We start from the raw sequence: 14,774 nt of genomic DNA, 5'->3' as shown, positions 1-14,774 counted from the left end.
GCTTCATGTGAGCAAGTCCGGACATGCGCCGGACTCGCGATAGAAGAAAATCACAGGCCGTGGTTTTCTTCATAGGCCCTGAGCGTCACCGGCGCTGCTTCGCCAGCGCCCAGGCCACGTGTTCACGCACCACCGGCGAGGGATCGTCGGCGCGTGCATTGAGTGACTCGATCGCGGCGGCCGACTGCGGCGCATTGCCCAGCGCCACCGCGATGTTGCGCAACCAGCCTTCGTAACCGGTGCGGCGGATCGCCATGCCTTCGGTGCGCTTGAGGAATTCGTCCTCGCTCCAGGCAAACAGCTCGACCAGCCTTGCGCCATCCAGACTGTGCCGCGGCGCGAAATCCGCCTCGGTGGTGGTCTGCGCGAACTTGTTCCAGGGACAGACCAGCTGGCAGTCATCGCAGCCGAAGATGCGGTTGCCCATCGGCGTGCGCAGTTCTTCGGGGATGCTGCCCTTGAGCTCGATCGTCAGGTAGGAGATGCAGCGCTTGGCGTCGAGCTGATACGGCCCGATGATCGCCTGGGTCGGGCAGACCTCGATGCAGCGCGTGCAGCTGCCGCAGTGCGCGCTGGCCGGCTCGTCCACCGGCAGCGGCAGGTCGGTGTACAGCTCGCCCAAGAAGAAGTACGAGCCCGCGTTGCGGTTGATCAGCACCGTGTGCTTGCCGATCCAGCCCATGCCGGCATTGCGCGCCAGCGCCTTCTCCAGCACCGGCGCCGAGTCCACATAGGCGCGATAGCCGAAATCGCCGATGGCGCCGTGGATGCGCTCGGCCAGCTTCTGCAGGCGGCCGCGCATCAGCTTGTGGTAGTCGCGCCCCAGCGCGTAGCGGGAAACGTAACCGGCCTCGGCGTCCTTCAGCACGCCCCACGCGTTCGCGGTGCCCGGCGGGATGTAATCCATGCGCACCGAGATGACCCGCTGCGTACCCGGCTCCAGCTCGGCCGGACGGGCGCGCTTGGTGCCGTGCCGGGCCATGTATTCCATTTCGCCGTGGTGGCCGTGATCCAGCCAGCTCAGCAGATGCTTCTCGTCGTCGGCGAGCCGGGTGCCGCTGATGCCGGTGTCGGCGAAACCCAGTTCGCGCGCCCAGCATTTGATGTCGCGGGCGAGCGCGGCGTAGTCGGGGGAGCGGGTGTCGATGTCGGACATCCGGCTATTGTAGGTGCGCCGCATGCCTATAATTCGCGCATGTCCGTCCACCCGACCAGCCGCAACCTGCATACCGTCGACCAGTTGCGCGCGATCGAGCACGCGGCGCTGTCGGCGCTGGGCATTTCCGGGCCCGAACTGATGCGGCGGGCGGCCAGCGCCGCGCTGAGCAGCCTGCGAAGGCACTGGCCGCAGGTGCAGCACGTCTGCATCCACTGTGGCCCCGGCAACAACGGCGGCGATGGATTCCTGCTGGGGGTGCTGGCGCGCGAGGCGGGCCTGCAGGTCGACATGGTGGCGTTGACGGCCAGCTCGCATGGCGACGCGGCGGTGGCGCGCGCGGCATGGGAATCCGCGGACGGGCAGGTGCTGATCTGGAATGAACAGGCCGTGCTTCCCGAAGCGGAACTGCACGTGGATGCGCTGTACGGCATCGGCCTCAACCGCGCGCCCGGGGCGGCTCCGACACGCCTGATCGAGGCGATCAACCAGCGGGGTCGCCCGGTGCTGGCGCTGGATGTGCCCAGCGGGCTGGATGCCGATCGCGGCAGCTGTGCCGCTGCGGCGATTCGCGCCGATGTCACGGTGACCTTCATCGCCGGCAAGCGCGGCCTGCATACCGGGCGCGCCGCCGATCACGTCGGCGTGCTCGAACTGGCCACCCTTGGCGTGCCTGAAAGCGTCTGCACGGCGGCGGCGCCGGATGCCCGCCTGCTGGTCGCCGAGTCGCTGCCGCCACGGAACCGTTACGCCAACAAGGGCAACTACGGCCACGTGCTGGTGATCGGCGGCGACCATGGCATGGCCGGTGCGGTGCACCTGGCCGGGGAGTCGGCGCTGCGCGCCGGCGCCGGGCTGGTCAGCGTGGCGACGCGGGCGGCGCATGTGTTCGCGCTGAACGCGGCGCGACCGGAACTGATGGCGCAGGGTGTCGACGGCCCCCAGGCGCTGGCCGCGCAGCTGGACCGTGCCAGCGTGCTGGCGCTGGGCCCGGGGCTGGGCCAGGCGGCCTGGGGTCACGCCCTGTGGCTGACCGCGCTGGACGCGAACAGGCCGCTGGTGCTCGATGCCGATGGCCTGAACCTGCTGGCGCGCGAACCGCGTCGATTCACCGCGCCGACCGTGCTGACGCCGCATCCGGGCGAGGCCGGGCGTCTGCTGGGGGTCACCACCGGCGAGGTCGAACAGGATCGCTTTGCCGCGGCACGCGAAATCGCGCGGCGCTACCAAGCCGTCGTGGTGCTCAAGGGTGCCGGCAGTCTGGTGGCCGATCCGGATGGACGTCTGGACGTCTGTCCGTGGGGCAACCCGGGCATGGCCAGCGGCGGCATGGGCGACCTGCTCACCGGCATCGTGGCGGCACTGCTGGCGCAAGGCTGCAGTGCGTGGCAGGCGGCCGGACTTGGCGCGGGCCTGCATGCCCGTGCCGGCGACCGGGCGGCGCGGCAGGGGGAGCGCGGCTTGCTGGCCAGCGACCTGCTGGCGCCATTGCGGGCACTGGGCAATGGCATGACGGGCTATGAACGTGACCATGATTGAACCGGCGGATGCGACGTCGACCTGGATGCTTGCCGACGAGGCGGCCACCGCGGCACTGGGCGCGCGCCTGGCGGCTGCGTTGGACGGCGGGCTGGTGATCTACCTGCACGGCCCGCTCGGTGCCGGCAAGACCAGTTTCGCCCGGGCCCTGCTGACGACGCTGGGTGTCGGTGAGCGGGTGAAGAGCCCCACCTACAGCCTCATCGAAGGCTATGCGGCAGGCGGACGGCCGGCGTGGCACCTCGACCTGTACCGGATCGCCGATCCGGGCGAACTGGAGTGGCTGGGTCTGGACGCGCTGGCCGATCCCGACGCCGTGGTGCTGGTGGAATGGCCCGAGCGCGGCAGCGGGGCTTTGCCCGCGGCGGATCTTGCGGTGACCCTGGACTACGCCGGGGCTGGTCGTCAGGCCTCGCTGCGCGCCCTTGGCGGACGTGGCGCAAGCCTGCTCGACAGGATCGCCAAGTAATTCTTTTCGCTGGGAAAACCTGATCCGGTTTTGGGGCCGGAGGGCTCGCGCCGAAAGCAGGAGTTGCATCCCATAGCTTGATCTCACCTGACAAATGCCGCGCAGGTCATGGATATTCAAGGGAAAAGATCTTGCAAAGCGCGTCACCCTGCGTTTCAATGCGGAGCATGAGGGCTTGCCTGAACAACCGGATCGGCTGGTGTGCCGTCGCGATCGCGACGCTGCTGCCCGTGGGCGCGGCCGGTGCCGCGCAATTGAAGGATGTCCGCGTCTGGGCCGGCCCGGCCTATACGCGGGTGGTGTTCGACGCGTCCGGCCCGCTGCAGTACAAGATCAGCCAGAATCATGGCCAGGTGCTGATCGAGCTGCCGGACAGCAATGCCGGCCGCGATTTTTCCGCCCCGACCGCGCAGGGCCTGTTCCACGGCATGACGCATTCCCGCCTCGGTACCGGCATGCAGCTGACCGCCAGGGTTGATCCGTCGAGCCGGCTGAAGAGCTTCCTGCTGAAGCCGAAGGATGAGGGCGACTATCGGCTGGTGCTGGATTTCTATCCGGCCGACAACGCCGCCGAGGTCGAACATGATGTCGCTGCCGACAGTGCCGCGCCGGCGCCGAAAGCCCCGGTGACTGCCGCTGCGGTCGCGAAGCCGGCCCCCGTGGAGACCTACAGCAATCCCACGCACAGCCGCCGGGTCGCCGCCGAGCAGGCGGCCGCGATGCTCAACGGCCAGCGCCAGGTGGTGGTGGCGATCGACGCCGGTCATGGCGGCAAGGACCCCGGTTCGCACGGTCCGGGCGGAACGCTGGAAAAGAACGTCACCCTCGCGGTGGCGCGCGAGCTGGCCGCCGAGATCAATCGCCAGCCCGGCATGAAGGCCGTGCTGACGCGCGACAGCGACTTCTTCATTCCGCTGGCGCAGCGCTACAAGATCGCCCGCGAGCACAATGCCGACCTGTTCGTGTCGATCCACGCCGACGCGTTCACCAGCGGCGACGCCAAGGGGTCTTCGGTGTGGGTGCTGTCGCCGCGCGGCAAGACCAGCGAGGCTGCCCGCTGGCTGGCCGATCGCGAGAACCGCGCCGACCTGATCGGTGGCACTTCGCTGGACGACAAGGACGACAGCCTGGCCAAGGTGCTGCTGGACATGCAGCAGGGCTGGGCGATACAGGCCAGCGACATGATCGCCAGCAACGTGCTCCAGGCGCTGGGGCGCCTGGGGCCGACCCATCGCGGCTATGTCGAGCGCGCGAATTTCGTGGTGCTGCGTTCGCCCGACGTGCCGTCGATCCTGGTCGAGACGGCCTTCATCAGCAATCCGGCCGAAGAGCGCAAGCTGCGCGATCCGGCACACCAGAAGAAGCTCGCCGAAGCCGTCATGGGCGGCGTGAAGAATTATTTCGAATCGACCCCGCCGCCGGGCACCTGGTTTGCTGCCGAGGCGGCGCGACGCAACGGCGTGCAGCTGGCGTCCGGCGCCAGCCAGTCGTCCGGCAAGGCGTCCGGGCGCGACGTGCACAAGGTCGGGCGTGGCGAAAGTCTCAGCAGCATCGCGCGCCAGTACGGCGTCAGCGTCGGTGCGCTGAAGAACGCGAACCAGATCAGCAGCAATACGGTGCGCGCCGGCACCACGCTGACCATTCCCGCCGGCTGACGTGCCCCGCGGCATTGCGGTTGTTCGCTGTCAAGGCAACGCTGATCAAGTATCGCCGCCGTCATGATGACTGGAAGGCTCGCAGGTGATGTTGCGTGGCGCTGGCAAGACTGGCCGTCTTGCCAAGCTGCGCGGCATCGGCTGCGGGCCTTCCAGTCATCACCTCATCATTTCAAATTCAAGAAGTTGAGGCCCACCCTCTCTGTCCGCATACCTTCGGTCCGTCGTCTCGACAGACGGCCAGTCTGCCTTCGCCGACGGCCCTGTGGTCTGCGAACAGAGAGGGTGGGTGACGGTGGTGATACTTGATCAGCGTTGCCTTAAAGTTGGCGGATGACCGTCATCCGCCTGCTTCCCCCCGAACTCATCAACCAGATCGCCGCCGGCGAAGTCATCGAGCGGCCTTCCTCGGTGGTCAAGGAACTGGTCGAGAACAGCCTCGACGCCGGCGCCACGCGCATCGAAGTGGACATCGAGGCCGGCGGCGCCCGACTGATCCGGGTGCGCGATGACGGCGGCGGCATCCATGTCGACGAGCTGCCGCTGGCGGTAGCCTCGCACGCGACCAGCAAGATCGGCAGCTTCGACGACCTGGAGCATGTCGCCAGCATGGGTTTCCGGGGCGAGGCGCTGGCCTCGGTGTCGTCGGTGTCGCGTTTCGCGCTGACTTCGCGCGTGCGCGACCAGGACGCCGCGTTCCGCATCGAGGTGGACGGCGGCAAGCTGCAGGCGGCGCGCCCGGCGCAGCATCCTTCCGGCACCAGCGTCGAGGTGCGCGACCTGTTCTACAACGTGCCGGCGCGACGGAAATTCATGCGTGCCGAACGCACCGAGTTCGCGCATGTCGACGACTTGCTGAAGTCGCTGGCGCTGGCCCGCGGCTCGGTGGAATTCCGGCTCAGCCACAACGGCAAGCCGGTGCGCATCTGGAAGGCCGCCCGCGATCAGCAGGCGCAATTGCAACGGGTGGCCGAGGTGCTTGGCGATGAATTTCCGGCGCAAAGCCTGCGTATCGACCACGCGGCGGCGGGCCTGCACCTGTCCGGCTGGGTCGGCCTGCCGACCGCGTCGCGGGCGCAGGCCGACTCGCAGTATTTCTACGTGAACGGCCGGCTGGTGCGCGACCGCATCGTGGCCCATGCGGTGCGCCAGGCGTATGCCGACGTGCTGTTCCACGGCCGCCATGCGGTGTTCGTGCTGTATCTGGAGCTGGACCCGGCCGGCGTCGACGTGAACGTGCACCCGGCCAAGCACGAGGTGCGCTTCCGCGAGCAGCGGCTGGTGCATGACTTCCTGTTTCGCACCCTGCACGAGGCGTTGGCGCAGACGCGGGCGGGGCTGGGCACGCTGCCGGTGACGGAAGCTGTTCCGATGCCGGCCCAGGCCCATCCGGCGCCGGTGGCCGCCGCGTATCCGTCAGCGTGGCCCAGTGCGTCCAGCCAGAGTCGGCTGGGCCTGGGCACGCGTGAGGAGCCGCTGGCCGACTATGCCGCGTTGCTGGGCCAGCCTTCGTTCGTGCCTGCGGCTGCGGCGCCGCTGCCGGAGTCGGCCGAAGGCGAGGCGCCGCCGCTGGGTTTCGCCATCGCGCAACTGAAAAGCATCTTCGTGCTGGCCGAGAACGCGCACGGGCTGGTGCTGGTCGACATGCACGCGGCGCACGAGCGGATCACCTACGAGAAGCTGAAGTCCGGCCGCGTCGGCAGCAACCTGCGCTCGCAGATGCTGCTGGTGCCGTTGAGCCTGGCAGTCAGCGCCAGGGAGGCCGCCGCCGCCGAGGAACACGCCGAGGCGCTGGCCGACTGGGGCCTGGAACTTTCGCGCAGCGGCCCGGCCACGATCGTGGTGCGGCGCATCCCGGCGCTGCTGGAAGGTGCCGACGTGGCCCAGCTCAGCCGTGACGTGTTGTCCGAACTGGCCCAGCACGGCAGCTCGCGTCGGCTGCAGGAACTGGAAAACGAACTGCTGTCCACCATGGCCTGCCACGGCTCGGTCCGTGCCGGCCGGCGCCTGACCCTGCCCGAGATGAATGCCTTGCTGCGCGAGATGGAGGCGACCGAGCGTTCCGGACAATGCAATCATGGGCGTCCGACCTGGGTGCAACTGAGCCTGCCCGAGCTGGACCGGTTGTTCATGCGCGGTCGCTGACGCGCCGTCGAGAAATGTTTCACTGGAGAAACCGATGCTCCGTAACAGCCTTTTTGTTGCCGCCGCCATTCTGGGAGTCGCTACCGTGCACGCCACCGACATCGATAACTACACGCAGGGCATCGAACAGTGGCATGCCGGCCGTGTGGGACGGCTTACCGCCGCGGACGGCTGGCTCAGCCTGATCGGGCTGGAGTGGCTGCAGCCGGGCGCCAACCGGGTCGGCAGCGCCGCCGACAACGACATCGTGCTGACCGCCGGGCCGGCCCATCTCGGTGTGGTCACGCTGGCGACCGATGGCAGCATGCGAATCGCGCTGGACCAGGACAGCCACGCCACGATCGACGGCAAGGCCGTCAGCGAAGCGGTGCTGGTGGATGATGCGCACGCCACCGCAGAGGCGGCGCCGACGAAGGTGGCGTTCGGCACGGTGAGCTTCTACGTGATCGATCGCGACGGCCGCAAGGGCCTGCGAGTGAAGGACAGCGAAGCGCCCTCGCGCAAGCACTTCCTCGGCATCGACTCGTTCCCGATCGATCCCTCCTGGCGGATCGAGGCGACCTGGGTGCCGGCGCAGCCGGGCGAGACGCTGGAGATGGGCTCGGTGATCGGCACCATCGACAAGTACCCGGTGCCGGGCAAGCTGGAGTTCACCCGCGACGGCAAGCATTTCGAGTTGCTGCCGGTGATCGAGGAACCGGGCGACGCGCAGTATTTCATCGTCTTCGCCGACCGTACCAGCGGCAAGGAAACCTACGGCGCGGCGCGATTCCTGTACATCGACCCGCCGAAGGACGGCAAAGTCGTGCTGGACTTCAACAAGGCCTACAACCCGCCGTGCGCGTTCACCGGTTTCGCCACCTGTCCGCTGGCGCCGCCGGAGAACCGGCTGGATCTGCGCGTGACCGCGGGCGAGAAGAATTATCGTGGCTCGCATCACTGAAAGGAGCGCGCTGGTCGCGCTGGGCCTGTGGCTGGCATTCTCCGCGCCGGCGGCCACGCCGGCTGATTACGTCGCCTCGGTGCAGCGCGCGCGCAGCGAACGGGTCGAGCAACTCGGGCAGATGGACGGCTATCTGGCGTTGACTGCGTCGGGTTGGCTGGAGCCCGGATCGAACAGCGTGGGCAGTGCGCCGGACAACCACTTCCCCGTCTCAGGTGCCCCTGCGCACCTGGGCGTGCTGGAGCTGGCGACGGACGGGCAGGTCAGGCTGCATCTGGCGGATACCCGCGGCATCACCGTCGACGGCGCACCGGCGGCGATCGACAACATCTTGCGCACGCAAGGTTCCGACGGCAAGCAGCGACCGACCCGGGTGGGTTTCGGCAGCAGCTATCTCTACGTGATCGAGAACGGCGCGCAGCGCGGCTTGCGGGTGAAGGACAACAACGCGCCGCTGCGCACGCACTTCCCGGGCTTCGACTATTTCCCGATCGATCCGTCCTGGCGGATCGAGGCAGACTGGGTGCCGTTCAAGCCGTCGCACACGTTGAAGATGGCCTGCGTCACCGGCACCGTGAGCGATACGCCGATCGCCGGCAAGGCGGTATTCCGGCGTGACGGCCGCAGCTACGAGCTGCTGCCGATCGAAGAGGACGGCCGGCTGTTCTTCGTCTTCAGCGACCGCACGGCGGGGAAGCTGACCTATGGCGGCGCCCGCTTCCTGTACGCGGCCGCGCCGAAGAACGGCAAGCTCGTGCTGGATTTCAACCTGGCCGAGAACCCGCCGTGCGCGGTCACGCCGCACGTGGTCTGCCCGCTGGCGCCGCCGGAGAATCGCCTGAAGCTGGCGGTGACCGCGGGCGAGAAGAAGTTCGACGAAGCCGGAAAGTAGGGCAGGCAGCGCCTGCCCTGCGTGGGGGCTCAGCGCCCCTTGAACTCCGCCTTGCGCTTTTCCAGGAACGCACCGGTGCCTTCGCGCATGTCCTCGGTGGAAAACGCCAGCGCGAAGCCCTGGGTTTCGAATTCCAGGCCCTGGTCGATGGCGGTTTCGCCACCTTGCAGCACCGCGTCGAGGATGCCGGCCGCGGCCAACGGCGCGGCAGCAGCCAGCTGATCGGCCAGCCCGTCGACCGCCTCGTCCAGCGCCTCGGGCGCGACCACGCGGGTGACGATGCCCAGCTCGAACGCGCGCTGCGCGTTGATCACCGCGCCGGTCAGGCACAGTTCCAGCGCGGCGCCGCGGCCGGCCAGGCGCAGCAGGCGCTGGGTGCCGCCGAAGCCGGGGATCAGACCGAGGTTGATTTCCGGCTGGCCGAATTTCGCCTTCTCGCTGGCCACACGCAGGTGGCAGGCCATCGCCAGCTCCATGCCGCCGCCCAGTGCGAAGCCCTGGATACGGGCGATGACCGGCTTGCCCAGCCGCTCGATCGAGCTCATCAGGTGCTGGCCGGTACGCGAGAAGCCCTGGGCCTGCACCGGCGTATAGCCGTTCATCTCGGCGATGTCGGCGCCGGCGACGAAGGCCTTCTCGCCCGCGCCGGTCAGCACCACGACGCGCACGGCGTCGTCCTGGCCGGCCTGCGCGAAGGCGAGGGTCAGTTCGTTCAAGGTGTCGCGGTTCAATGCGTTGAGCTTGTCCGGACGGTTGACGACGATGGTGCGCACGGCACCGCGGTTGCCGATTTCGAGATTGCGATAGGCCATGGCTGGCTCCTGACAGTGGCAAGCCGCCGATGGTAGCAGCGGGAACCTTTGCCGCCGCCGGGTTTCTCAAGCCACGGGCGCGATCCGCTGCACGGGCCGCGCGAACCGCTTAGGATGTTTGCTCGGGATCAAGGCTCGCACCGGCGAGAGGAAGGATCGGTGGAACAAGGCATCACACATCTGCGTTGCGCCGCGTTCGGCCTGCTGCTGGTTGCCGGCGCGGCCTGCGCCCAGAGCGCTGCTCCGGCACCGGCGCGAACGGACAAGGCCAGCCTGTCGTACGCGATCGGTTACCAGATCGGCAGCCAGTTCGCCGACGGCAAGCCCGATGTGGAGATCCCGGTGCTGGTGAAGGCGATCGAGGATGCCTACGCCAGGCGGCGGCCCGGCGTGTCGATGCAGGAGATGCACCAGCAGCTGCAGCGCCTCGACCAGCAGATGCACGCCGAGGCACTGAGCGAGTTCAAGCGGATCGCCGCGGCGAATGCACGCAAGAGCGCCGCCTACCTGGCCAGCAACCGGCAGCAGCCCGGCGTGGTGCAGTTGCCGTCGGGCATCCAGTACCGGGTGTTGAGCAAGGGTGACGGCAAGGTCAGTCCCACCGTGACCAGCCTGGTCACGGTGAACTATCGCGGCATGCTGATCGATGGCACCGAGTTCGACAGCACCTGGGCACATGGGGCGCCGGTCAGTTTCAGCGTCGACAAGGTGATTCCCGGCTGGCAGGACGTGATTCCCCGCATGCATACCGGCGATCGCTGGAAGGTGGTGATTCCGCCGCGGCTGGCCTACGGCGAGGCGGGCGCGCTGCCGCGCATCGGCCCGAACGAGGCACTCGTTTTCGAGATCGAACTGCTGGCGATCAAGTCCGATCCGGCCCGGCCGTGACCCCTGCGGTGATAACATCCCGGGGTCATGTCGAACGATCCCGCCCGCGCTGAAGATGCCGCCCCCGATGCCCCGCTGACGCCCTGCATCGGCACCTGCCGGCTGGACCCGCGGGGCTACTGCATCGGTTGCCAGCGCAGCGGCGAGGAGATCGGCCGCTGGCGCATGATGAGCCAGGCCGAACGCCGGTACGTGATGCAGCAGGTCCTGCCATTGCGCCGGCAACCATGATCGACGACCGCATCGATGGCCTGATCGACGCCTTGCTGCCATTGTCGTCGCCGCCGACCGGCCCGGGCTGGAACCATGCGGACATGACGCAGCTGCTGGGCACCACCGAGCGCCGGCCGGCGGCCGTGCTGGTGGGCTTTCGCGAAGGCGTGCAGCCACGGCTGGTGCTCACCGTGCGCAACGACAACCTGCAGGCACACGCCGGCCAGGTGGCCTTTCCCGGTGGCGGCACCGATCCCGCCGACGACGACGCACTGGCCACCGCGCTGCGCGAGAGCGAAGAGGAGATCGGGCTGGATCGCCAGTTGGTGAAGCCGCTGGGCTACCTCGACCGTTTCGAGACCATCAGCGGCTTCTGCATCACCCCGGTGGTGGCCAGCATCGACGTCGGTGCGCAGCTGTATCCGGCGCCCGATGAAGTCTCCGAAGTCTTCGAAGTGCCGCTGGCGTTCCTGCTGGAGCCGGCCAACCTGCGCCGCTACACGATGGAGTTCCGCGGCCAGACCCGGCCGATGGTGGAATTCGTCCACGGCGGTCATCGCATCTGGGGCGCCACCGCCTCGATGCTCCACAACCTGCTGCAGAGGATGGGACGGACATGACGCTGAAGACCACCCTGATCGATGTCGATGCACTGGCCGCGCTGTCGTCCGACGAGGTGCTGGTCGTCGACTGCCGCGTCGACCTGGCCGACCGCACGCAAGGCGAGCGCACCTATCTGGCCGGCCACATTCCCGGCGCGGTGTTCGCCGATCTGGAACGCGATCTATCCGACATGTCGCGCGTGCCCGAGGGACTGGGCCGGCATCCCCTGCCGTCGACGTCGGCCTTCAACGCCGTGCTCGGTCGCTGGGGCTGGAAGCCGGGCTTGCAGGTGGTCTGCTATGACGCTGGCCCGGGCGCGCTGGCGGCAGCCCGTCTGTGGTGGCTGCTGCGACTGGCCGGCGTGCACAACGTGGCGGTGCTCGATGGCGGCATCGCCGCATGGCAGGCCGCTGGCCTGCCACTGGAAACGGACGTCCATCCGCGTGCGACGACCGAGGTGGCGTTGCCCCGCGACGCGAGCCAGGTGATCGTCGACCACGTGGCCCTGCATGCCGCGCCGGCGCCGCTGCTGATCGATGCCCGTGCCGGCGCCCGCTATCGCGGCGAGGTCGAGCCGCTGGATCGCGCCGCCGGCCACGTGCCCGGCGCCCGCAACCGCCCGTACGTCGACAACCTGCAGGCCGACGGCCGTTTCAAGTCGCCGGCGCAGCTGCGCCAGGAATTCGCGGCGGTGCTGGGCGACGCCACGCCCGACCAGGTCGTGCACATGTGCGGCTCCGGCGTCACCGCCTGCTACAACCTGCTGGCGATGGAACATGCCGGCCTGCACGGCTCGCGGCTGTACGCGCCGTCATGGAGCGGCTGGGTCAGCGACCCGTCGCGGCCGGTGGCCAAGGGCGAGGAGTGAGTGAAGAGGAGTGAGAAGCGAGATAGAGCTATCGACTCCCACTTTCTCTTCTCACTCCTCGCCACTCACTTCTCGCTCTTGCTCTTCAGTTTCGCCACCAGCGCCTGCAGCACCGCCTGCGTTTCCGGATGGAAGAACGCGTCGACGAATTCATCCAGCGGCAGCGCGTCGACGTCGGCATAGGCGCCGGCCAGGTCGGCACGGGCCAGCCGGCGGGTGGTCAGCATGGCGTTCGACGGCAGCGCCAGCAGCTCGCCCAGCCAGTGCAGGGCGCGGGTAACGACCTGGTCCACGCCGGTCAGTTCGTCGACGAAGCCGCAGGCCAGTGCCGCGTCCGATTCGATCATCGCCCCGGCCACCAGCAGGCGTTCGGCACGGTAAGTGCCCACGATTCGGCGCAATGCCAGCTGGATCGATTCGGGCACGATCAGGCCCACCTGCACTTCGTTGAGGCCGATCCGGAATGGGCCAGAAGCCATCACGCGGTAGTCGCAGAACAGCGCCAGGACCGCGCCACCGGCCGGACTGTGGCCGGTGATCGCGGCGACCAGCGGGATCGGGCAGCGTGCCAGCGTGGCGCACAGGGCGAAGAACTCGCGCCAGTATTCGCGCACGCCGGCCCGGTCGCAGGCGAGCAGCGCGGGCACGTCGACACCGGCGGAGAACAGGCCCTGCGCGCCGGACAGCACGATGCCGCGGGCGTCGTCGAGGACGGCCGCTTCGATGGCGCCGCGCAGTCCGCGCACCAGGTCCAGATCCAGCGCGTTGACCGGCGGCCGGGCGAGCTGGATCTCGCGGATCGCATTGGCATGGGTAATCAGGTTGAGCATGAAGTACTCCGGTCAGAAATTACTGCGGCTGTTCGTCGGCAGTCCAGCTGTAGCGCACCGCGTAGTCGAGCACGGCCTTGCCATTGGCCGGTACCTCGACGCGGAATTCCAGTGTGTCGGGGCTTTGCTGGCTGGGCTTGCCGGTGGACGATAGCAGCACCCACTGTCGCCAGCGGCCGGGATGCTCGCGGACCGTCACGGTGCGCGGGCTGTCGCCGGCGTTGCTGAGGCTGATGCGGAAGCCTTCGTCCATCGTGCGGGCGGCCTTGTCGATGCTGAAGCTGGTGCGCTCGCGTTCTGCGCGCAGGTCGAACGCAGTGCCCAGGGTGATCGTGGCGTCGCTGCCCTTGGGCGTGTCGTCGATGCGGCCTTCGCCGATGAACTGCGGCGTGCCGTTGCGGTCGGCCGTGAGTACGCGCAGGTAGCCGGCCGGCAGGCTGTCGAAGGCTTTCAGCTTCAGGGTGCTGATGACGGCGTTGCCGCCGCCCTGGTTGAAGTCGCGGTTCACGATCGGCTGCTGCGGCTGGAAGCTGCCGCCGTTCTCGTACAGCGCGGTGCGCGTGCAATCCATCGCGCGGCTGGCATACAGCGGCACCTGGCTGACGCTGCCATCCGGCAGCTCGATCGCGCCGGGCAGGGCATAGCTGCGATAGTCGCCGATGCTGTCCTGTTGCGGCATGGCGTCGGCCTTCGCGTTGAATCCGCGTGCCATCGCCATCATCGGTTGCGGTGCCGAGGGCTTGGCCATGTTCGGCTCGCCGGCGATCAGGGTGAGCTTTGCATCGTGCCAGTCGCGCCCGCTGCGGTTGGCGATGCTGGCGCGTGCTTCGAACTGCATGCGGCAGGTGGCACCCGGCTGCAAAGTCGCCACATAGGCAGCGCGCCAGCCCAGGCCCGAGGTGGGATAGCTGAGCACGGCGCGGGACGTGCCAGCGCGTGCGGCGTCCACGCGCAGAGCCAGGCTGGAACCGAGCGGGAACTTGCCGTCGGTGCTGCGTACCGAGGCGTAGCTGCGTACCAGTGTGGTGCCGGTGATGCCGTCTATCAGCAGGCCGTCGCCCGCGCGCAGCAGGGTGCCGTTGGCCAGTGGCAGGCCGCCGGCGCCGAGCACTTCCACCGCATGCCCGACCAGTCCGGTCAAGGCCGCGTTCGCGCCTTGTGCCAGCAGCAGCCGCTGCGAGATCACCTTCGCGTTGCCGTCGGGAAAGCCCAGCGCCAGCGCCTCGGCGTCGAGCGAATTCGGCAGGTCGCCGATCACCACATCATGTGTGCCCGTGGCGAGATCCAGCGTGCGCTGTTCGCGCACCACGGCGTAGCCGTCGTTGACACTGCCGCCGTCGTTGCCGGCATACAGCGCGGCGCTGTCGCTACGGTACAGCGTGAGTTCGGTGGTGTCGCTGGCATGTGCCGCGGACGCGACGATGGCGGCGATGCAGGCAAGGGCAAGGGCGGTGCGATGTGGCGTCGTCATGGGGGCGCATTCCATCGTGGGGAGTGGATGACCATGATAGCGATGATGGGCGAAAGGAAATCGCGGGTGACTCGATTCGACCACGCCGCGCTTCCATCTTGACCGGGATGCGCCCGGCGCGCGCCGTGGCGAGTGTTCCCGCGGCCGGCCTGCAACCGGTTCGGCGCGGATGGTATCCCTTGCTCCGACATTCGCCATCGGTGCGTCCATGAACTTCATACGGCTGACCCCCGGCAGCTTCTTCCCCGGCATCGCCTGTGCGATCAAGGCTGCTGTCGGCGAATACCGCA

General features: G+C 68.4%; 12 protein-coding genes and 1 pseudogene. 9 read left to right on the top strand and 4 right to left on the bottom strand.

The window, feature by feature from the left end:
• Positions 1 to 85: 85 nt before the first annotated feature.
• The gene (gene queG / locus ABNK63_RS10830; protein ID WP_007806140.1) at positions 86 to 1,180 is read right to left on the bottom strand and encodes a tRNA epoxyqueuosine(34) reductase QueG; all 1,095 of its coding nucleotides are present in this window, start codon (positions 1,178 to 1,180) and stop codon (positions 86 to 88) included.
• A 15-nt stretch (positions 1,181 to 1,195) separates the two neighbouring features.
• On the opposite strand from queG, the gene ABNK63_RS10825 reads away from it, so the two are divergent.
• The 6 genes from ABNK63_RS10825 (at position 1,196) to ABNK63_RS10800 (ending at position 8,799) form a co-directional block, all read left to right on the top strand.
• Entirely contained in the window at positions 1,196 to 2,695 is a 1,500-nt protein-coding gene (locus ABNK63_RS10825) for an NAD(P)H-hydrate dehydratase (protein ID WP_350015618.1), read from the top strand.
• On the top strand, positions 2,688 to 3,164 hold the full coding sequence (tsaE, locus tag ABNK63_RS10820; protein ID WP_007806136.1) for a tRNA (adenosine(37)-N6)-threonylcarbamoyltransferase complex ATPase subunit type 1 TsaE: 477 nt from the start codon (positions 2,688 to 2,690) through the stop codon (positions 3,162 to 3,164). The genes ABNK63_RS10825 and tsaE overlap by 8 nt, the downstream gene beginning before the upstream one ends.
• Positions 3,165 to 3,331: 167 nt before the next feature.
• Positions 3,332 to 4,819, top strand: a complete 1,488-nt coding sequence (locus ABNK63_RS10815) for an N-acetylmuramoyl-L-alanine amidase (protein WP_350015617.1) — start codon at positions 3,332 to 3,334, stop codon at positions 4,817 to 4,819.
• 333 nt (positions 4,820 to 5,152) lie between these two features.
• The gene (gene mutL / locus ABNK63_RS10810) at positions 5,153 to 6,964 is read left to right on the top strand and encodes a DNA mismatch repair endonuclease MutL (protein WP_350015616.1); all 1,812 of its coding nucleotides are present in this window, start codon (positions 5,153 to 5,155) and stop codon (positions 6,962 to 6,964) included.
• Between the two features lie 34 nt (positions 6,965 to 6,998).
• Positions 6,999 to 7,907 carry a DUF1684 domain-containing protein gene (locus tag ABNK63_RS10805; protein ID WP_040672897.1) on the top strand — a complete coding sequence of 303 codons (909 nt, stop codon included), beginning with the start codon at positions 6,999 to 7,001 and terminating at the stop codon, positions 7,905 to 7,907.
• Positions 7,891 to 8,799, top strand: a complete 909-nt coding sequence (locus ABNK63_RS10800; protein ID WP_350015615.1) for a DUF1684 domain-containing protein — start codon at positions 7,891 to 7,893, stop codon at positions 8,797 to 8,799. Before ABNK63_RS10805 ends, ABNK63_RS10800 begins: the two co-directional genes overlap by 17 nt.
• A gap of 29 nt (positions 8,800 to 8,828) precedes the next feature.
• Here ABNK63_RS10800 and ABNK63_RS10795 read toward each other — a convergent pair whose 3' ends face one another.
• Positions 8,829 to 9,611 carry an enoyl-CoA hydratase-related protein gene (locus tag ABNK63_RS10795; protein WP_007806125.1) on the bottom strand — a complete coding sequence of 261 codons (783 nt, stop codon included), beginning with the start codon at positions 9,609 to 9,611 and terminating at the stop codon, positions 8,829 to 8,831.
• 159 nt (positions 9,612 to 9,770) lie between these two features.
• On the opposite strand from ABNK63_RS10795, the gene ABNK63_RS10790 reads away from it, so the two are divergent.
• The 3 genes and pseudogenes from ABNK63_RS10790 (at position 9,771) to ABNK63_RS10780 (ending at position 12,183) form a co-directional block, all read left to right on the top strand.
• Positions 9,771 to 10,499, top strand: a complete 729-nt coding sequence (locus ABNK63_RS10790) for an FKBP-type peptidyl-prolyl cis-trans isomerase (protein WP_007806123.1) — start codon at positions 9,771 to 9,773, stop codon at positions 10,497 to 10,499.
• A gap of 27 nt (positions 10,500 to 10,526) precedes the next feature.
• Positions 10,527 to 11,332: pseudogene (locus ABNK63_RS10785) on the top strand (DUF1289 domain-containing protein).
• The gene (locus ABNK63_RS10780) at positions 11,329 to 12,183 is read left to right on the top strand and encodes a sulfurtransferase (protein ID WP_007806122.1); all 855 of its coding nucleotides are present in this window, start codon (positions 11,329 to 11,331) and stop codon (positions 12,181 to 12,183) included. Before ABNK63_RS10785 ends, ABNK63_RS10780 begins: the two are co-directional and overlap by 4 nt.
• A gap of 65 nt (positions 12,184 to 12,248) precedes the next feature.
• Here the strand turns inward: ABNK63_RS10780 and ABNK63_RS10775 are convergent, their stop codons facing one another.
• Positions 12,249 to 13,013, bottom strand: coding sequence for an enoyl-CoA hydratase/isomerase family protein (locus ABNK63_RS10775; protein ID WP_007806120.1), 765 nt, complete (start codon positions 13,011 to 13,013; stop codon positions 12,249 to 12,251).
• Positions 13,014 to 13,032: 19 nt separating this feature from the next.
• Entirely contained in the window at positions 13,033 to 14,484 is a 1,452-nt protein-coding gene (locus ABNK63_RS10770; protein WP_350015614.1) for a DUF4139 domain-containing protein, read from the bottom strand.
• Between the last annotated feature and the right edge of the window lie 290 nt (positions 14,485 to 14,774).

This window comes from Rhodanobacter sp. IGA1.0 (assembly GCF_040208325.1).
GTDB lineage: Bacteria > Pseudomonadota > Gammaproteobacteria > Xanthomonadales > Rhodanobacteraceae > Rhodanobacter > Rhodanobacter spathiphylli.
Note: the sequence above shows the minus strand (reverse complement) of the source record. Positions and strands in the feature narration are given on the sequence as shown.